This window comes from Streptomyces deccanensis (assembly GCF_022385335.1).
Taxonomy (GTDB): domain Bacteria; phylum Actinomycetota; class Actinomycetes; order Streptomycetales; family Streptomycetaceae; genus Streptomyces; species Streptomyces deccanensis.
Genome location: NZ_CP092431.1, coordinates 499277 through 518350, shown reverse-complemented (window position 1 = coordinate 518350; position 19074 = coordinate 499277). Strand labels below are relative to the sequence as shown.

At 73.9% G+C, this 19074-nt stretch carries 1 protein-coding gene; it reads right to left on the bottom strand.

Features of this window, described 5'->3' with window-relative positions; translation table 11 throughout:
* Positions 1–28 precede the first annotated feature (28 nt).
* Positions 29–18940 (bottom strand): non-ribosomal peptide synthetase, encoded by an 18912-nt coding sequence (locus tag L3078_RS02375; protein WP_239750304.1) that lies wholly within the window; start codon positions 18938–18940, stop codon positions 29–31.
* Positions 18941–19074: the final 134 nt, after the last annotated feature.

The following is a 19074-nucleotide window of genomic DNA, read 5'->3' as shown; positions in this document are numbered from 1 at the left end:
CTCTTTCCGACGTCACTCACTGCTTCCGTCACTTCGGGTTCCGCTCCGCCCACGCGACGAGCCCCTTGAGGGCCCCGAACCAGGTCTCGGCGAGATCCTGGACCATGTCGCGCGGCAGCAGTCCTTCCAGATACGACCAGTGCGCGGCCAGCACCGGCCCGTCCGCCCGGTCCTCGGTCACCACGTTGATCTCCAACGCGTGACCCTCCCGCATCGAGTCCTCCGCCCCGATGTCCGCGGCGTCCTCCTCCGGCGCGTACGACCAGTCCGTCTCCTCCGGGATGCCGAACCGACCCAGGTAGTTGAACTCGACACGCGGCGGTTCGTAGGCCGCCAGCACCTCACGGGTCCGGGGGTTGAGGTGCCGCAGCATCCCGTATCCGACCCCGTTCGCGGGCAGTGCCGCCAGGTGCTCCCGCACCCGGCGCACGGCCTCGGCCGCCGCCGGGCCCCCGGCGAAGGCCTCGGCGGGGTCGGCCGGACCCGGATCCAGCCGGACCGGGTAGACGCTGGTGAACCAGCCGACCGTACGCGACAGATCGACGCCGTCCCCGCCCAACTCCTCCTCGCGACCGTGGCCTTCGAGGTCGACGAGGACGGAGGTCTCCGCACCGCCGTCCCGGCGCCGCCGGTCCGCGAAGGCGAGCGCGAGCCCGGCCAGCAGGACGTCGTTGACGGCGGCGCCGAACGCGGCCGGTACCGCCGACAGCAGGGGACCGGTGTGCTCGGCGGGCAGCCGGAGCACGACCTCGCGCCGGGTGGCGCTGGTGTCACGGTCGGGGTCCCGGTCCCGCGCGAGCGGCAGGGAGGCCGCGCCGCCGGCGAGAATCGCCTCCCACACGGGGAGTTCGGCCTCCCGCTCCGGCCGCTGGGCCAGCTCCGTGAGCAGCCGCGACCAGCGGGCGAACGACGTCTCGACGGGCGGCAGCCCGACGGGCCGCCCGGCGGACACGTCCTGCCAGGCCGCCGCGAGGTCCGGCAGCAGCACCCGCCACGACACACCGTCCACGACGAGGTGGTGCCCCATCAGCAGCAGCCGCCCGGGGGCGTCGCCCGCGTCGAACCACACGGCCCTGACCATGACTCCGGCGTCCGGGTCGAGCGTCGCCCGCGCCGCGACGGCGTGTTCCCGCACGGCCTCGCCCAGCGCGGTCGCGTCCAGGCCGGATATGTCGACCCGCTCGATCCAGTCGGCCGGGTCCACCGTGGCGGCGGGCGGCACGTGCAGCGACCACCCGTCGGTGTCCTCGGCGGAGGGCCGGACCAATCGGGCGCGCAGCAGGTCGTGACGGTCGACGAGCGCCCGCAGCACGGCGGTCAGACCGGGCAGGTCCAGGGCCGCCGGAGTGCGGACCAGCGCCGCCTGGTGGTAGGAGGCGAAGGGGCCGCCCAGTTCACGCAGCCAGTGCATGACCGGGGTGAGCGGCACCGTGCCGGTGCCGTCGTCCGCCGGGCGCGGCGCGGAGACGTCGGCCGCCTCGGCCACCGTGGCCAGCGCGGCGACCGTACGGTGCCGGAACACCAGCCGCGGGCTGATCCGCAGGCCCGCCGCACGAGCCCGCCCCACGAGCTGCATGGCGACGATGCTGTCACCGCCGAGGGCGAAGAAGTCGTCGTCCACACCGACCTGTTCGAGGCCGAGCACCTCCGCGAAGACCGCGCACAGCAGCTCCTCCACGGCGGTCGCCGGTGCCCGTCCCGAGGACAGCGCGGCGAAGTCGGGCGCGGGCAGGGCGGACCGGTCCAGCTTGCCGTTGGCCAGCTGCGGGAACCGCTCCAGGGTGACCACGGCCGCCGGGACCATGTGGTCGGGGAGCAGACCGGCGACATGGGCACGCAGCGCCGCCGGTTCGGGCGCGGTGTCCGGGACCGGCACCACATGGGCCACGAGCAGCTTGCGCGGACCCTCCTGATGGACCGTCACCAGTGCCTGACCGACCTCCGGGTGGGCGGTGAGGGCCGCCTCGATCTCTGCGGGCTCGATCCGGAAACCACGGATCTTGACCTGGTCGTCGGCGCGGCCGAGGTAGTCGATCCGCCCGTCGGTGGTCCAGCGGGCCAGGTCGCCCGTGCGGTACAGCCGTGATCCGGCCGGGCCGAACGGGTCGGCCACGAACCGCTCGGCCGTCAGACCCGGGCTGCCCAGATAGCCGCGGGCGAGACCGCCGCCCGCGAGGTACAGCTCACCGGGGACACCGGGCGGCACCGGCCGCAGCCGGTCGTCGAGGACGTACGCCCGGGTGCCGGCCACCGGCCGCCCCACGAGCGGCCGTTCGCTGTCGCGGACGCGCCCCACGAGGGCGTCCACGGTCGACTCGGTCGGCCCGTACAGGTTGAACGCCTCGGTGCCGGGCAGTTCGGACAGCCGCTTCCACAGGGCGACCGGGACGGCCTCGCCGCCGACGCCGACGACCGCGAGCGGGCAGTCGCCGCCCTGCAGCAGCCCGCTGTCGGCCATCTGGGCGAAGAACGACGGCGTGACCTCCAGGAAGTCGAAGCGGTGCCGCAGCACGGCCTCGGTCACCAGCTCCGGGTCGCGCCGGACCTCCTCCGACAGCACATGGACACAGTGCCCGTCCAGCAGCCACAACTGCGGCTGCCAGGACGCGTCGAAGAAGAACGACCAGGCGTGACCGACCCGCAGATGCCGCCGCCCGGCCGCCTCGATCGCCGGTCCGTACAGCGTCTCGCGGTGGCTGTGGAAGAGGTTGCCGAGCGTCTCGTGCGTGATGACCACGCCCTTCGGTCGGCCGGTGGAGCCCGAGGTGTAGATGACGTACGCCGGGTGGCGGGGCGTCAGCGGGGAGAGCCGATCGGCGTCGGTGAGGTCGGCCGGGTCCTGCGCCGCGATCCGGTCCCGGGTGCCCGGGTCGTCCAGCGACAGGGAGGCGATGCCGGACGGCAGCGTCGCGGCGTACTCCCGGGTCGTCAGGGTGAGGACCGGTCCGGCGTCGGCGAGGACATCGGCGGTGCGCTCCGCCGGGGCGTCCGGGTCGAGCGGCAGATACGCGGCGCCCGCCTTGTGCACCGCGAGGACGGCCGTGAGGAAGTGCGCGGTGCGCGGCAGCGCGAGCGCGACGAACCTCTCGGGCCCCGCGCCGGCCTCCACGAGGAGCCGGGCCAACCGGTTGGCGTCCGCGTTGAGTTCGGCGAAGGTCAGCTCGACCCCGTCGGAGGCCGCGGCGGGCAGCTCGCCGTGCCGGCGCGCCCGCTCCTCGAACAACGCGGGCACCGTGGTGGGACCACCGGCGACCGGACGGCTGTGCCAGCCGCCGACCAGCCGGTCCCGCTCCTCCGGGGCGAGGATCTCGACGAGACCGAGCGGGGTGTCCGGATCGGCGGTCACCGCGCGCAGGACGCGCCGCAGCCGGTCCGCGAAGGACTGGGCGGTGGCGGCGTCGAACAGGTCGGCGCTGTACTCCAGGACGCCGTCCACGCCGGTGCCGTCGCCGCGCTCGACGAAGTCGAAGGACAGGTCGAACTTGGCGGTCGTCTGCGCCACCTCGTCCCGCCGGGCGGCCAGACCGGGCAGCCCGGCGTCCTCACCGTCGGACGCGAGGTACACCACCATCACCTGGAACAGCGGGTGACGGGCGAGGGACCGGGCCGGGTTGAGCACCTCCACCAGCCGCTCGAAGGGCACGTCCTGGTGGTCGAACGCGGCGAGGTCGGTCTCCCGGACACGGCCGAGCAGCTCCCGGAACGTCGGGTCCCCGGAGGTGTCGGTGCGCAGCACCAGCGTGTTCAGGAAGAACCCGACCAGATCGTCCAGCCCGGCGTCGGTGCGCCCGGAGATCGGGCTGCCGATCGGGATGTCGTCGCCCGCGCCGAGCCGGGACAGGAGGGTGGCCACGGCCGCCTGGAGCACCATGAACACACTGACCCCGTTGTCCCGGGCCAACGTGTCGAGCGCGGCGGCGAGTTCGGCGTCCAGCGAGAGATCGGCGGAGCCGCCCCGGTAGGTGGACTCCAGCGGTCGGGCCCGGTCCACGGGCAGCGCCAGTTCCTCGGGCAGCCCGGCCAGCGCCTGCTTCCAGTACGCGACCTGGCGTGCCGCGAGGCTGGTTTCGTCCTTCTCGTCGCCGAGGACGTCCCGCTGCCACAGCGTGTAGTCGGCGTACTGGACCGGCAGCGGCTCCCAGTCGGGCGCGCGTCCGGCCGTACGGGCGGCGTAGGCGAGCGCGAGGTCCCGGTTCAGCGGGCCCTGCGACCACTCGTCCCCGGCGATGTGGTGCAGGAGCAGCAGGACCGTCCACTCCTCCTCACCCGTGCGGAACACATGCACCCGCAACGGGAGTTCACGGTCCAGAGCGAAGCCGTACGCGCCCGCCTCCGCCAACAGCTCGGGCAGCAGCTCGTCGTCGGTGTCGACGACCTCGAACGGGACCCGGACCTCGTCGTGCGCCAGGACCAGCTGATGGGCCCGGCCCTCGTCGTCGGGGAAGACCGTGCGCAGCGTCTCGTGCCGGACGACCAGATCGTGCACGGCCGCCCGCAGCGCCTCGACGTCAAGGGCGCCCGTCAGCCGCCAGGCCGACGGGATGTTGTACGTCGCGCTGGGGCCCTCCACCTGGTACAGCACCCACAGCCGCTGCTGCGCGGAGGACAGCGGCAGCCGCTCGGGACGCTCCCGGACCGTCAGCGCCGGGCGGGGCGCGGCCCCCGCGTCCGCCGTGTCGGCCAGCCGCCGCGCGAGCCGGGCCACCGTCGGCGCGTCGAACACCGTGCGCAGCGACACCTCCGACCCGAACGCGGCCCGGACCCCGGCGACCAGCCGCATGGCCAGCAGCGAGTGGCCGCCCAGGGCGAAGAAGTCGTCGTCGACACCGACCCGGTCCACCCCCAGCACCTCGGCGAACAGACCCCGGAGGATCTCCTCGCGCGGACCCGACGCCCGGCCGCCCGAGCCGCTGCCCGCGGTGAAGTCGGGCGCGGGCAGTGCCCGGCGGTCCAGCTTGCCGTTGGACGTCAGCGGCAGCGCGTCGAGGACGACGACGGCCGCGGGCACCATGTGGTCCGGCAGGGCGCCGGCGGTGTGGGCCCGCAGGGCCGCCGGGTCGACGGCCCCTCCGGCGGCGGGGACGACGTACGCGACGAGCCGCTGCTCGTGGGCGACGACCACCGCTTGGGCGACGGACTCGTGCCGGGCGAGCACCGTCTCGATCTCGCCGGGCTCGACGCGCACACCACGGACCTTGACCTGGTGGTCGGTGCGGCCGAGGAAGTCGAGCGTGCCGTCCGCCCGCCAGCGGGCGAGGTCGCCCGTGCGGTACATCCGTGCGCCCGGCCCGCCGTACGGGTCCGCGACGAACCGCTCGGCGGTGAGGCCGGGGCGGTCGAGGTAGCCACGGGCGAGCTGGACGCCCGCCAGGTAGAGCTCTCCCGCCACACCGGGCGGCACCGGCCGCAGCGCCGCGTCGAGGACGTAGGTCCGGGTGTTCCACACGGGACGCCCGATCACCACCCGGTCGGCGCCCGGCTCCACCGGCCCGGCCGTGACGTCGACCGAGGCCTCCGTCGGCCCGTACAGGTTGTGCAGCTCCGCCGACAGCACCTCGTGGAAGCGTGCCGCCACCGACGACGGCAGCGCCTCACCACTGCACATCACCCGGCGCAGACCCGTGCACCGCGCGGCGGCCGGCTCCTCCAGGAACACCTGGAGCATCGACGGCACGAAGTGCGTGGTCGTGACGGCCTGTTCACGGATCACCCGCGCGAGATACGCCGGGTCGCGGTGGCCCTCCGGCCGGGCGACCACCAGCGCGGCGCCGGTGATCAGCGGCCAGAAGAACTCCCACACCGACACGTCGAACCCGGCCGGGGTCTTCTGCAGCACCCGGTCGTCGGGGCCGAGCCCGTACGCGTCCTGCATCCACAGCAGCCGGTTGACGATGCCCTCCTGCGGCACGACGACGCCCTTGGGGCGGCCGGTCGAACCGGAGGTGTAGATCACGTAGGCGGGGCTCGCCGGGTCGTACGCGGCGGGCAGCTCCCCTTCCGGTCCCTCCGGCAGGGCGCCCTCGACGACGCACACAGGCCGGGCCTCCTCCAGCATGAGCGCCCGCCGTTCCCGGGGCTGGTCGGCCTCCAGCGGCAGATAGGCGCCGCCGGCCCGGTGCACCGCCAGCAGGGCGACCACCAGCTCCACCGAACGCGGCAGCGCCACCGCCACCGTGCGCTCCGGACCCACGCCCCTCCCGGCGAGGACCCGCGCGGTCCGCTCGACCCGTGCGTCCAACTCGGCGTACGTCAGGCGCTGTTCGTCGTGGACGAGGGCGAGCGCGTCCGGGGTCCGCGCCACCTGTGCCCGGAACAGCTCCGGCAGAGTGGTCGCGGGCACGTTGTGCGCGGTGTCGTTCCACCGGACGAGCACCGACTCCCGCTCCGCCTCCTCCAGGACGGCCAGATCCCGCACCGGTGTGTCCGGCGCGTCGGCGACCTGCTCCAGCAGCCGGGCCAGGCGTCCGGCCGTGCGCCGGGCCGTCTCGTCGTCGTACAGGTCGAGCGCGTACTCGAGCAGCAGGGTGAGACGGTCCTGCCCCACCTCGTCCACGAAGGTGAAGTGCAGGTCGAACTTGGCCATGCCGGTGTCCATGTCGAACCACTCGGTCGGCATGTCCAGCACGTCCGGGTCGCCGTCGGGCCGGTAGTGGTAGCCCAGCATGACCTGGAAGAGCGGGTTACGACCGGCGACCCGGGGCGGGTTCACGGCCTCCACGACCTGGTCGAAGGGCAGATCCTGGTGCTCGAACGCCTGGAGGGCCGACTCCCGCACCCGCCCCAGCAGTTGGGCGAAGGTCAGGTCCGCCGGGCCGTTCTCCGGGCCCGACAGATCGGTGCGCAGCACCAGGGTGTTCACGAAGAACCCGACCAGGTCGTCGAGCGCGTCGTCCGTCCGCCCCGCGATGGGCGCCCCGAGCGGGATGTCGTCACCGGCGCCCAGCCGGTGCAGCAGCGCCGCCGTGGCCGCCTGGAACAGCATGAACATACTGGTGTTCGTGGCGGCGGACAGCTCGCGCAGCGCCCGGCCGGTGGCGGGGGACAGCTCCAGACGCACCTTGCCGCCTCGCCCGGTGGGCGCGTCCGGCCGCGGCCGGTCCTGGGGGAGGGACAGCTCCTCGGGCAGGTCGCGCAACGCCTCGGTCCAGTGGGCGAGTTGCTCCGCACCGACCTGCCCGAGCAGGGAGTCCTGCCAGAGCGTGTAGTCGGCGTACTGCACCGGCAGCGGTGCCCAACTCGGAGCGTGTCCCTCGACCCGGGCCCGGTACGCGGTGGTGAGATCGGCGAGGAACGGTCGGTCCGACCACTCGTCGGTGGTGATGTGGTGCAGCACCAGCGCCACCACGTGCTCGGTGGCGCCGAGACGCAACACCTGGGCGCGGACCGGCAGTTCGGTGCTCAGGTCGAAGGGCCGGCGCTGCGCCGCCTCGATCCGTGAGGCCAGGTCGTTCTCGGTGACCTCGACGACCCGGAACGCGGGCTCGGCCTCGCCCGGCGACACGATCCACTGATAGGGCTCGCCGTCCTCCTCCAGGAAGCGGGTCCGCAACGCCTCATGACGGGCCGTCACATCCAGCAGCGCGGCCCGCAGCGCGTCGAGGTCCAGCTCGCCGCGCAGCCGGAAGACGAGGGGGAAGTTGTAGGCCACCCCGCCGCCGGTGAGCCGCTCCACCAGCCACAGCCGCCGCTGCGCCGCCGACAGCGGGACCCGCGCGGGCCGCTCGGCGACCGTCCGCAGCGCGGGCCGCGCCGGACGACCGGTGTCCGCCCGCAGCGCCAGCGCCTCGGGGGTGGGCGCCTCGAAGAGGTCACGGATGGCCAGCTCGGCGCCCAGCTCGGTGCGGGCACGGCTGATCAGCCGGGTCGCGAGCAGCGAGTGGCCGCCCAGGTCGAAGAAGTTGTCCTCGGCGCCCGTGCGGGGCAGCCCCAGCACCTCGGCGAAGAGCCGGCACAGCACCTCCTCGACGGGAGTGCGCGGGCCGCGCCCGGCCGACAGGGCGACCGCGGGCTCGGCGTCCGGCAGGGCGCGCACGTCCAGCTTGCCGTTGTCGTTCATCGGCAGCCCCGGCAGCACCACGAACGCGGCGGGCACCATGTAGCCGGGCAGCCGCTGCCCGAGGTCGTCGCGGAGCCGCCGCACGAGCGCGGTGTGACCGCGGCCGGCCGCCGGGGTGTTGGCGAACGGAGCCGTGGCGTCGCGGTCGGCGCGCGGCCGGTACAGACCGGTCGTGCGGGAGGTGTCGGTGTCGGGCACGAACACGGCCTCGTAGGCGCCGGGTTCGGCGGACCAGGTGGTCAGCAGCCGGTAGCCGCGTGCCTCGGCGGTCTCCCGCAGGTCCTCCGGTTCCACGCCCGTCGCCGCGACGGGCGAGGGGCGGCCGGTGTCCAGGGCGCGCAGTCCGGCGAGGTCACCGGCCGTACGGGCGTCCGGGACGCCCCGCACCCGGAGCGGTCCGGTGCCGTCGAGCCGCGCGAGGAGCGCGTCCCGTCCGGTCCAGTCGACGGCCGGGACACCGTCCAGCGCGAGGCCGGCGTCCCCCTCGTGGAGCACCACGTCGTACCGGTAGCGGGTCAGCTCGTTGTGGTGGCGGCCCGCCTTGGTGCGCAGGTCGACACCGACACCGAGGGTGGTGAACCAGTCCGGGTCGACGAGGAGTTCCTTCTCCAGCGCGAGGCCCCGCTCCACGGCCCGGCGCAGGGTCTCGGGCTCGGTGTCCGCGTCGGCGCGGGCGGCCTGGATGCCGGCCTGGAACACCCGGGCCTGACGCAGGTCGCGGACGTCGCCGAGGAACAGGGCGCCGCCGGGCGCGAGCAGGCCGAGCGCGCCCCGGATCACCTGGTGGAGGTGGTCCAGGCTCGGGAAGTACTGCACGACGGAGTTGATGACGATCGTGTCGAAGAACCCGGTGGGCAGGCCGTCGGTCACCTCGGCCGCCTGGCAGCGCAGTTCGACCTTGCCGGCCAGCGCCGGGTCGCTCTTGACGCCTTCTGTGAGCTTGCGGATGACGGGCGCGGCGAAGTCGGTCGCCCAGTACGCCTCCGCGTCCGGGGCGAGCTTCGACAGCAGCAGGCCCGAGCCGACACCGATCTCCAGGATCCGGCGGGGCCGCAGCTCACGGATGCGTTCCACGGTGGCCTCGCGCCACTCCCGCATGTGTTCCACGGGGATCGGCGTGCCGTCGTAGGAGCTGTCCCAGCCCGCGAAGTCCTCGGTGAACAGGGCGGTGCCGATCTCGGTGTACTCGGCGGAGTAGATCTCCTGCCACTCACCGATCTGCTCCCGCTCGGCCGATTCCCGCGCGTCCTCGTCGAGTTCGGCCGGGACCACATAGCCCACGAGGCGCTTCGTGCCCGGCGCCGAGGTGTCGTCGCGGGCGATCACGGCGGCCTGCGACACCTCGGGATGCTGGGCGAGAGCGGTCTCGATCTCACCCAGCTCCACCCGATAGCCCCGGATCTTGACCTGGTCGTCGGTACGGCCGAGGAAGTCCAGATTGCCGTCGGCGCGGCGCCGCACCAGGTCGCCGGTGCGGTACATGCGCTCGCCCGGCTGCCCGAACGGGTCCGCGACGAACCGCTCGGCGGTCAGACCCGGCCGGTCGAGGTAGCCGCGTGCCAGCCCGACTCCGGCGATGTACAGCTCGCCCGCCACGCCGTCCGGCACCGGACGCATCCAGGTGTCGAGGACGCGGGCCCGGGTGGCGCGGATCGGCCTGCCCACGGTCGGGGTCGCGCTGTCCTCCGTACCCCCGCCGAGCGTGTTGATCGTGTACTCGGTCGGGCCGTACAGGTTGTAGCCGTACGTGCCCTCGGTGTCCCGCAGGGTGTTCCACACCGTCTCGGTGACCGCCTCGCCGCCGAGCAGCACCAGCGGCGGCCGGTGCCCCTCCAACAGGCCCTCCTCGATGAGGAGATGGGCGTAGGTCGGGGTCACGTTGACGACGTCGACGCGGTGCTCCTCGCAGTACGCGACCAGCGCGGTCGCGTCCCGCCTGAGCTCCTCGTCGCAGACGTGCACCTCATGCCCCTCGACGAGCCACAGCAGCTCCTCCCAGGACATGTCGAACGCGAACGACACGGTGTGCGCGATCCGCAGCCGCCGCCCGCCCGCCGACGCGATCGCCGGCGCGAAGATCTCCTTCTGGTGGTTGAGCTGCATGTTCGTCAGGCCGATGTACGGCGTGACGACCCCCTTGGGGCGGCCCGTGGAGCCCGAGGTGTAGATGACGTACGCCGGGTGGTCCAGGCTGAAGGTCACCGACACCGGACCGGCCGGGAAGGCCGCCAGCTCGGCCGTCACCGCCGGGTCGTCGAGCAGGACACGCGGCGTGTCGCCCGTCAGCGTCCGCGACACGGCCTCCGTCGACAGCAGGAGCAGCGGGCGGGCGTCCGCCAGCATCAGGGAGAGCCGGTCGGCGGGGTGGTCCAGCTCCAGCGGCAGATACGCCGACCCCGTGCGCAGCACCGCGAACAGCGCCACCACCATGTCGATCGAGCGCGGCAGCCCGAGCGCGATCACCTTCTCCGGTCCTGCGCCCCGCGCGATCAGCAGCCGGGCCATCCGGTCGCAGCGCGCGTCGAGTTCGGCGTACGTCAGGGTCTGCGCGCCGAAGACCAGGGCGGTCGCGTCCGGGGTGCGGGCGGCCTGCGCGGCGAGCATGTCCGCGACCGTCTCGTGCGGGACGGGCTGCCGCTGCTCGGCCTCCTCACGGGCGAGCGCGGCGGCCTCGGCCGGCAGCAGGGGATCCAGCGAGCCGACCGGAGCGGCCGGGTCGGCGACCAGCCGGTCGACCAGCAGCACGAAGCGGTCCAACAGGCGCTGCGCGTGGGTGTCGTCCAGCAGGTCGGGGCGGTAGGCCAGGGTCACTCGCACCCGCTCGCCGGGTGTCACCACCAGGTTCGCCGGATAGTGCGTGGCGTCCACGTTGGCCACGGCCGTCGCGCCGTGCCGTTCGCGCAGCTCGGCGAGCCGCTCGTCCGTGTCGGCGTTGCGCAGCACGAACAGCGTGTCGAACAGCCGCCGGTGGCCCGTCTCGGCCTGGAGGACACCGAGCCCCAGGTACTCGTACGGCATGACCTCGAGACGCTCGCCCTGGACGCGGCGCAGCAGGTCCAGGACCGGTTCGCGCGGGTCGAACGCGATGCGCGCGGGCACGGTGTTGAGGAACATGCCGATGACGTTCTCGACGTCCGGCACCTCACTGGGCCGTCCGGCGACCGTCGTACCGAAGGCGATGTCCGTGCGGCCGGTCGCGCCGGCCAGGACCAGACCCCAGGCCGCGTTGAGCACGGTGTTGAGGGTCAGACCGTGGGCGCGGGCGGTGTCGCGCAGCCGCTCGGCGACCGCCGCGTCGAGCACGGCCTCCAGATGTTCCGGGATCACCGGCTCCTGGCCCCGGTCGGAGGCGGCGGGCACGAGGAGCGTCGGCTCCTCGAAACCGGACAGGGCCGCCCGCCACGCGCGGGTCGCCTCGGTGTCGTCCTGCCGCTCCAGCCAGGTCAGGTAGTCGCGGTAGGAGCCGGGGCGGTCCAGACCCGCCGGGTCACCCCCGCTCTCGTACAGGGCGAACAGCTGGTCCAGGAAGAGCCAGGCCGACCAGCCGTCCCAGAGGATCAGATGGCGGCCGACGATCAGCCGGTCGCCGCGCTCCGCACCGAGCCGCACCAGCAGCATCCGGAACAGCAGCGGGCGGGTGAGGTCGAACCGCTGCGCCCTCGACTCCTCCAGCAACTCCCGCATCCGGACGTCCTGTTCGGCCGCCGGGAGTCCCGCCAGATCCACCTCCCGCAGCGGGACGTCGGCGTCGCGCACGATGAACTGCACCGGCTGGCGCAGCCCCTCACTGGTGAAGCCGGCCCGCAGGCTGGGGTTGCGGCCCAGCAGCGTCCGCACGGCGTCCGACAGCCGTTCGGCGTCGACGCGTTCGGCGAAGTCGAACGACTCGTGGACCGTGTAGACGTCCAGGGAGCTGTCGTCGAAGTTCGAGTGGAAGAACAGGCCCTCCTGGAGCGGGGCGAGGGGCCACACGTCCTCGATCCGGTCCGGTGCGAGCCGCTCGACCCGTTCCCGCTCCTCCTCGGTCAGCGTGAACGCGGACGCGACAGGGCTGTCCCCGGCGGTCGGCTCGTCGAGGGCCGCCGTCGCCGCGAGCGCCGCCGGGGTGCGGTGCTCGAACACCTCGCGCGGGCCGATCACCAGACCCGCGCGGCGGGCCCGGCTGGAGACGGCGATCGAGGAGATGCTGTCGCCGCCGAGCAGGAAGAAGTCGTCGTCGACGCCGACCTCGTCGAGCTTCAGCACGGCCGCGAAGATCTCGACGAGCACCTGCTCCCGGGGCGTGGCCGGGGCCCGGGTGACGGCCGCGCGCACGGCCTGCGGGGCGGGCAGCGCGGCCCGGTCCAGCTTGCCGCTCGGAGTGAGCGGCAGCGCGTCCAGGACGACCCAGGCGCTCGGAACCATGGGGGAGGGGAGGGACCCGGTCAGTGCCTCGCGCAGGTCGCCCACCTCTGTGGCGCCCCCGCTGGGCACGACGTACGCCACCAGCGCGTCGTCGCGTACCGTCACGGCAGCCTGCGCCACCTCCGGCAGCCGCGCGAGCGCGGCCTCGATCTCGCCGAGTTCGATCCGGTTGCCGCGCAGCTTGACCTGCCGGTCCGTGCGGCCCAGGTACTCGATCACGCCGTCCGCGCGCCGCCGGACCAGGTCACCGGTGCGGTACATCCGGCTGCCGGGCGGCCCGTACGGGTCGGCGGTGAACCGCTCGGCGGTCAGGGCCGGCCGGGCGTGGTAGCCGCGGGCCAGCTGGACGCCGGTCAGATACAGCTCGCCGGGGACACCGTCCGGGACGGGCCGCAGACAGGTGTCCAGCACGCGCAGCCCGGTGTTCCACACGGGGCGCCCGATGGGCACGGACGCGCCGGCCTGCTCCTCGCCGGGGGTGTACGGGTGGTACGTGACGTCGACGGCCGCCTCGGTCGGGCCGTACAGGTTGTGCAGCGGCACGCCCGTCAGCGCGTGCCAGCGGCTCGCGGCGGTGACCGGGAGCGCCTCGCCGCTGCTGAGGACGCGGCGCAGCGACGCCGACCAGGTGGGGTCGCCGGTGACCTCGTCGTGCTGGAGGAAGGCCTCCAGCATCGACGGCACGAAGTGCATGGTCGTGACGGCCCGCTCCCGCACGAGGTCCGCCAGGTAGGCGGGGTCGCGGTGGCCGTCCGGGCGGGCGAGCACCACGGTCGCGCCTTCGAGGAGCGGCCAGAAGAACTCCCACACGGACACGTCGAAGCTGGACGGCGTCTTCTGCAACACCCGGTCGTCGGGCCCGAGTCCGTACTCGCCCTGCGTCCACGCCAGTCGGTTCACGATGGCCCGGTGGGTGACGACGACGCCCTTGGGCAGGCCGGTCGAGCCGGAGGTGTAGATCAGGTAGGCGGGGTCGTCGGGGTGTGCGGGCGTGGCGGCGGGGCCGACGGCGGCCTCGGTGGAGGCGTCGGCGGCGTCCAGCAGCAGTACGGAGGGCGCGTTCTCCCCGGCGGACGGGCTCGGCGCGGGCAGTCGGTCGGCCGTCGCGGCGAGGGTGACCACGGTCGTGGCTCCCGAGTCGGCCAGCATGTGGGCCACCCGGTCGGCCGGGTAGTCGAGGTCCACCGGCAGATAGGCGGCGCCCGACTTCAGAACGCCGAGCAGTGCCACCATCAGCTCCGCCGAGCGTGGCACGGCGACCGCCACGAAGGCCCCGGGGCCCGCGCCCCGGCCACGCAGCCGTACGGCCAACTCCTCCGCCCGGGAGTCCAGTTCGGCATAGCTCAGCCGCTCGTCCTCGAAGACGACGGCCGTCGCGTCGGGCGTCCGGGCGACCTGCGCGGCGAACCCTTCCGCCAGGGTGATCTCCGGTACGACGCGCTCCTCGCCGACGGGGTGGGCGCGCAGGGCCTCGTCGGGGGAGAGTAGTTCGACGGAGGCGGCCGCACGGTCCGGTGCTTCGGCGACGGCCTCCAGGACGCGGACCAGCCGGTCGCCGAGGGCGCGGACGGTGTCGCCGTCGAGGCGCTGCGCGTGGTGCTTGAGCCGCAGGTCGAGCCGTCGGCCGGGCTTGACGACGAGGGCGAGGGGATAGTGCACGGCGTCGTGGAAGGCGTCGCCGGTGATGCGTACGGTGCCCGAGGCGTCCCGGAGGTCCGACTCGGCGGGGTAGTTCTCGAACACCACGAGGGTGTCGAAGAGTTCGCCGGAGCCCGCGTGCCCGGTGAGCCGCTGGATCTCCGCGAGGCCCAGGTGCTGGTGGTCCAGCAGCCGGGCCTGTTCCTCCTGGAGGCGGACGAGCAGCGCCCCGAAAGACTCACGAGGTGCCCAACGGAAGCGGGTCGGCAAGGTGTTGATGAACAGGCCCACCATGGACGCGATGCCGTCGACCTCGCCGTCGCGCCCGGAGACCGTGGTGCCGAACACCACGTCGTCCCGGCCGGTCAGCCGGCCCAGCAGCAGCCCCCACGCGCCCTGCACCACGGTGCCCAGGGTGACACCGAGCTCGCGGGCCCGCTCGGCGAGCCGCGCGGTGGTGCGCTCGGACAGCTCCACCCGGACGTGCTCGGGCCGTACGGGCGCCCCGTCGGCCGGGGCGCCCACCAGCCGGGTCGGCTCGTCCAGCCCCGCGAGCGCGTCGCGCCAGACCTCGCGTGCCGTGTCACGGTCCTGCTCGGCGAGACGGCGCAGGAAGCCCCGGTAGGGGGCGACCTCGGGCAGCGCGGGCGCGTCGACACCGTAGTACGCCATCAGTTCGCGGTGCAGCACCGGCAACGACCAGCCGTCGGCGACGATGTGATGGAACGTCAGCACCAGGCGGCTGCGCTCCTCGCCGAGCCGGACCAGGGCGCAGCGCAGCAGCGGGGGCGCGGCCAGGTCGAAGCCCCGGGCCCGCTCGTCGGCGGCGACGGCGTCGCCCAGCGTCTCGCGGACCTCGCCGTCCTGCGACGAGAGGTCGACCTCCCGCCAGGGCAGTTCGGCGTCCCGCGTGATGATCTGCACCGGGGTGCCGTCGGGGCGTTGGCGGAACGCGGCCCGCAGCGGCGCGTGCCGGTCCAGCAGGCACTGCGCTGCCCGGCGCAGCAGCGCGGCGTCGACCGGTCCGGCGAGGTCCAGGACCTGCTGGACGACATAGGTGTCCCCGTCGGCGCCGCCGGTGAGGGAGTGGAAGAAGAAGCCCTGCTGGAGCGGGGTGAGCGGCAGCAGTTCGGCGACGGACAGCGGACGCGTGCCCTGGATCTCGGCGAGTTCGGCCGCGTCGACCTCGATCAGGGGCTCGTCGGCGGTGTGGTCGGCGACCGGCTCGACGGCGACCCGCTCGACGGCCGCCTGCGCCAGCGCCTCGACCGTGCGGTGCCGGAAGACGTCGCGGGTGGTCAGCTTCAGGCCCGCCTCCCGGGCCCGGATGAGGAGTTGGATGGCGCTGATGCTGTCGCCGCCGAGCGCGAGGAAGTCGTCCTCGGCCGTCACCGCGTCCAGGCCGAGCACCTCGGCGTACAGCGCGCACAGCAGCCTCTCGCGCGGGGTGCGCGGGGCCCTGCCGGAGCTCATCGTGGCGTAGTCCGGCGCCGGCAGCGCTCTGCCGTCGATCTTGCCGCTGGGAGTGACCGGCAGGGCGTGCAGCGGGACGAACGCCGAGGGGACCATGTGGTCGGGCAGCCACTCGGCGGCGTGCCCGCGCAGGGTCCGCATCAGCGCGCTCACGTCACGGAAGGGCGCGGGCCGGTTGGCGCGCGGATGGACCCCGGCCGTCCGGTACAGCGGGCTGAAGGGTCCGTCGAGGACCAGCACGGCGTCGAACGCGCCGTCGTCGGCGTTCCCGTTCCAGGTGAGCGCCGCCCGGTAGCCGTGCTCGGCCGCCAGCGCGTGCAGGTCCTCGGGGTCGGTCCCGTCGGCCGCCTGCCGACTGCTGCCCTCCAGCCGCCGTAGATCAGCCAGGTCGTCCGCGAGACGCGCGTTGGGCACACCGGTGACGCGGAGCCCCGCCGGGCGCCCGGCCAGCAGCTCCGCCAGTCCGCCGAGACCGCCGACGGCCGACCAGTCGGCCTCCGGCAGCTCCCGTGCGGTCACCGGGGCCCCCGGGCGCAGCACGACGTCGTACCGGTACCGGCTCAGCTCGTTGTGGTGCGCGGCCCGCTTGAGGCGGATCTCCGCGGCGAAGCCGTCGAGGGCGGCGAAGAAGTCCGGGTCGAGCAGGAGTTCGCCCTCCCAGCGCACGGACCGCTCGACGGCCGCCCGCAGCGCGCTCTTGTCGTCCTCGTCGCCACCGGCCGCCCGGCGGGTCTCCACGGCCGCGCGCAGCGTCCGCAGCAGGCGCAGATTGCGGACGTCGCCGACGAAGATCCGGCCACCGGGGGCGAGCAGCCCCGCCGCCTTGCGGAGCACGTCGGCCAGGTACTCCCCGCTGGGGAAGTACTGCGCGACGGAGTTGATGACGACGGTGTCGAAGTACCCCTCGGGTAGGCCCTCGGTGTCGTGGGCGGGCATCGCCCGCAGCTCGACCTTCGCGGCCAGCTCCGGATCGCGGTCGATCTGTGCGCGCAGTGCCGTGACGGCCTGGGCCGAGAGGTCGGTGCCCCAGTACGCCTCGCTGACGGGCGCGATCGCGGACAGGATCAGGCCACTGCCGACGCCGATCTCCAGCACCCGCCCGGCGGAGCCGAGCTCACGGATGCGGTCGATGGTCGCCGTCCGCCACTCGCGCATCTCCTCGACGGGGATGGGCGTGCCGTCGTACATGCTGTTCCAGCCCGCGAAGTTCTCGCGCAGGCCGGAGCCGTCGGTGTCCGCCGCCGTGCGCGAGTCCTCGGAACCGGCCGCCCCGTAGAGGAGTTCGTGCAGTTCCTTCCACTCCTCGACCCGCGCGTCTGCGTCCGCCTCACGCGGCGCGTCGAGGGCCGGGACGACGTAGGCGGCGAGACGGCGGTCGCCCGGCCGGTCCTCGCGGACGACGACGGTGACCTGGTCGACGGCCGGATGGCCGCGCAGCACCGACTCGATCTCGCCCGGCTCGATACGGAAGCCTCGGATCTTGACCTGGGCGTCGGCGCGCCCCAGGAACTCCAGTCGTCCGTCCGCCCGCCAGCGCACCAGGTCGCCGGTGCGGTAGAGCCGCTCGCCGGGCTCCCCGAACGGGTCGGCGACGAACCGCTCGGCGGTCAGGTCCGGCCGTCCGAGATAGCCCCGCGCGAGGCCCGCGCCGCCGAGGTACAGCTCGCCGGTGACTCCGGCGGGCACCGGCCGCAGGAACGCGTCGAGGACGTACGCCCGGGTCCCGGGGTCGGGCACACCGATCGGCACGATCGCCCCGGCCGGGATGTCCGGATCGCACAGCCCGAGCGTGGAGTTGGTGGTGGCCTCGGTCGGGCCGTACGCGTTGAACATCATCCGGCCGCGCGCGTACCGGCCCACCAGCTCGGGGGAGACCCGCTCGGTGCCCGCCAACAGCGTGGCTGTCGGCGGCAGTTCGACGTCGTCGGGCATGGCCGCCAGCAGCGCGGGCGGCAGGATCATGAAGGTGATGCCGTGCGCGTTCGCGTAGTCGGCGAGCGGCGCGCCCGGCACCCGGCGCTCGGCGGGGACGACGACGAGCCGGCCGCCGGACAGCAGTCCGAGGCACAGGTCCCAGAAGGCGACGTCGAAGCTGGGCGAGGCGAACTGCAGCACCCGGCTGTGCGGGCCGATGCCGAAGCGCTCGCTCTGCGTGGCCACCAGCTTCGCCACACCGCCGTGGGCGAGGACGACGCCCTTGGGGCGGCCGGTCGAACCGGAGGTGTAGATCACGTAGGCGGCGTTGAGGACGGTGAGGGGCGCCCCGCGGTCCGCCTCGGTGGGGTCGTGGACCGGCCGCCCCGCCAACTCGGCGGCCGTGGCGGGCGCGTCCAGCTCCAGGAGGGTCATGCCCTCGGCCGGGTCGGGGAGGTCGCGCGCGGTCTCGCCGGTGGTCACCATGCAGACGGGCCGTGCGTCGCCCAGCATGTACGCGATGCGGTCCGCCGGGTAGTCGTGGTCGATCGGCAGATAGGCGGCGCCCGACTTCAGGACGGCCACCTCGGCGACGATCAACTCCGTGGAACGTGGCAGCGCCAGGGCGACGATCCGCTCGGGCCCGGCACCCCGCGCGATCAGCGCGTGCGCCAGGCGGTTGGCGCGTTCGTCCAGCTCGGCGTAGGTGAGTTCCTCGTCCTCGAAGACCAGCGCCACGGCCTCGGGCCGCTGTCGCACCTGCTCGGCGAACATCGCCGGCCAGGTGTCCGACGGCACCGTGTGCGCGGTGTCGTTCCAGTCGAGGACGACCTGCCCGTACTCCTCCCGGGACATCAGGTCCAGCCGGGCCACCGGCGTCCCGGGCCGGGCCACCGCGTCGGCGAGCAGCGTGCGGTAGTGACCGAGCAGCCGCTCGATCGTCGTGCCGTCGAACAGGGCGGGGGAGTACGACGCCCGCGCCGAGTCCCCGTCCACCTCCAGCAACACGTCTACCGGGGCCGGGAGTTCACCGGCCGGACGGGCGGCCGTGGCGAACGCCGTGTTGAAGAACAGTCCGCCGCCGCGCGTCGGCCGGGGCCGCAGCTCCTCGACCAGGAGGCCGACGGGCACCCGGTGGGTCTGCGCCTCCTCCCACGCCTGCGTCACCCGTCGTACCAACTCGGCGAACGTCGGCTCGTGTTCGACGGAGACCCGCAGCGGGAGCCCGTCATGGCCCACGGTCAGGTCCGTCGCGCCGGTGTAGCGGTGCAACAGGGCGACGAACGCCGCGAGTCGGACGGCGTCGGGCACGTCCGGGACGTCCGGCAGCACCCGCGCGTCCCGCTCGGGCAGCGGCCGTGGTGGATGCGGCCGGTCTGCGGGCAGCGCGATCTCGAGCGGGAGCGGTGTCAACAACCGCCGCCAATGGGACAGAACTTCCTCGGAACCGCACACAGCCGCGAGCCTCCCCAGCGGGTCGGGGTCCCGGACCTGGGGCCGGGGTCGCCGACATACTAAGGTAAGGGTTACCTAATTCACAGCGTCTGCAAAGAGACGTACCCGCCGGGACGGGACGGCATTCGACGGAA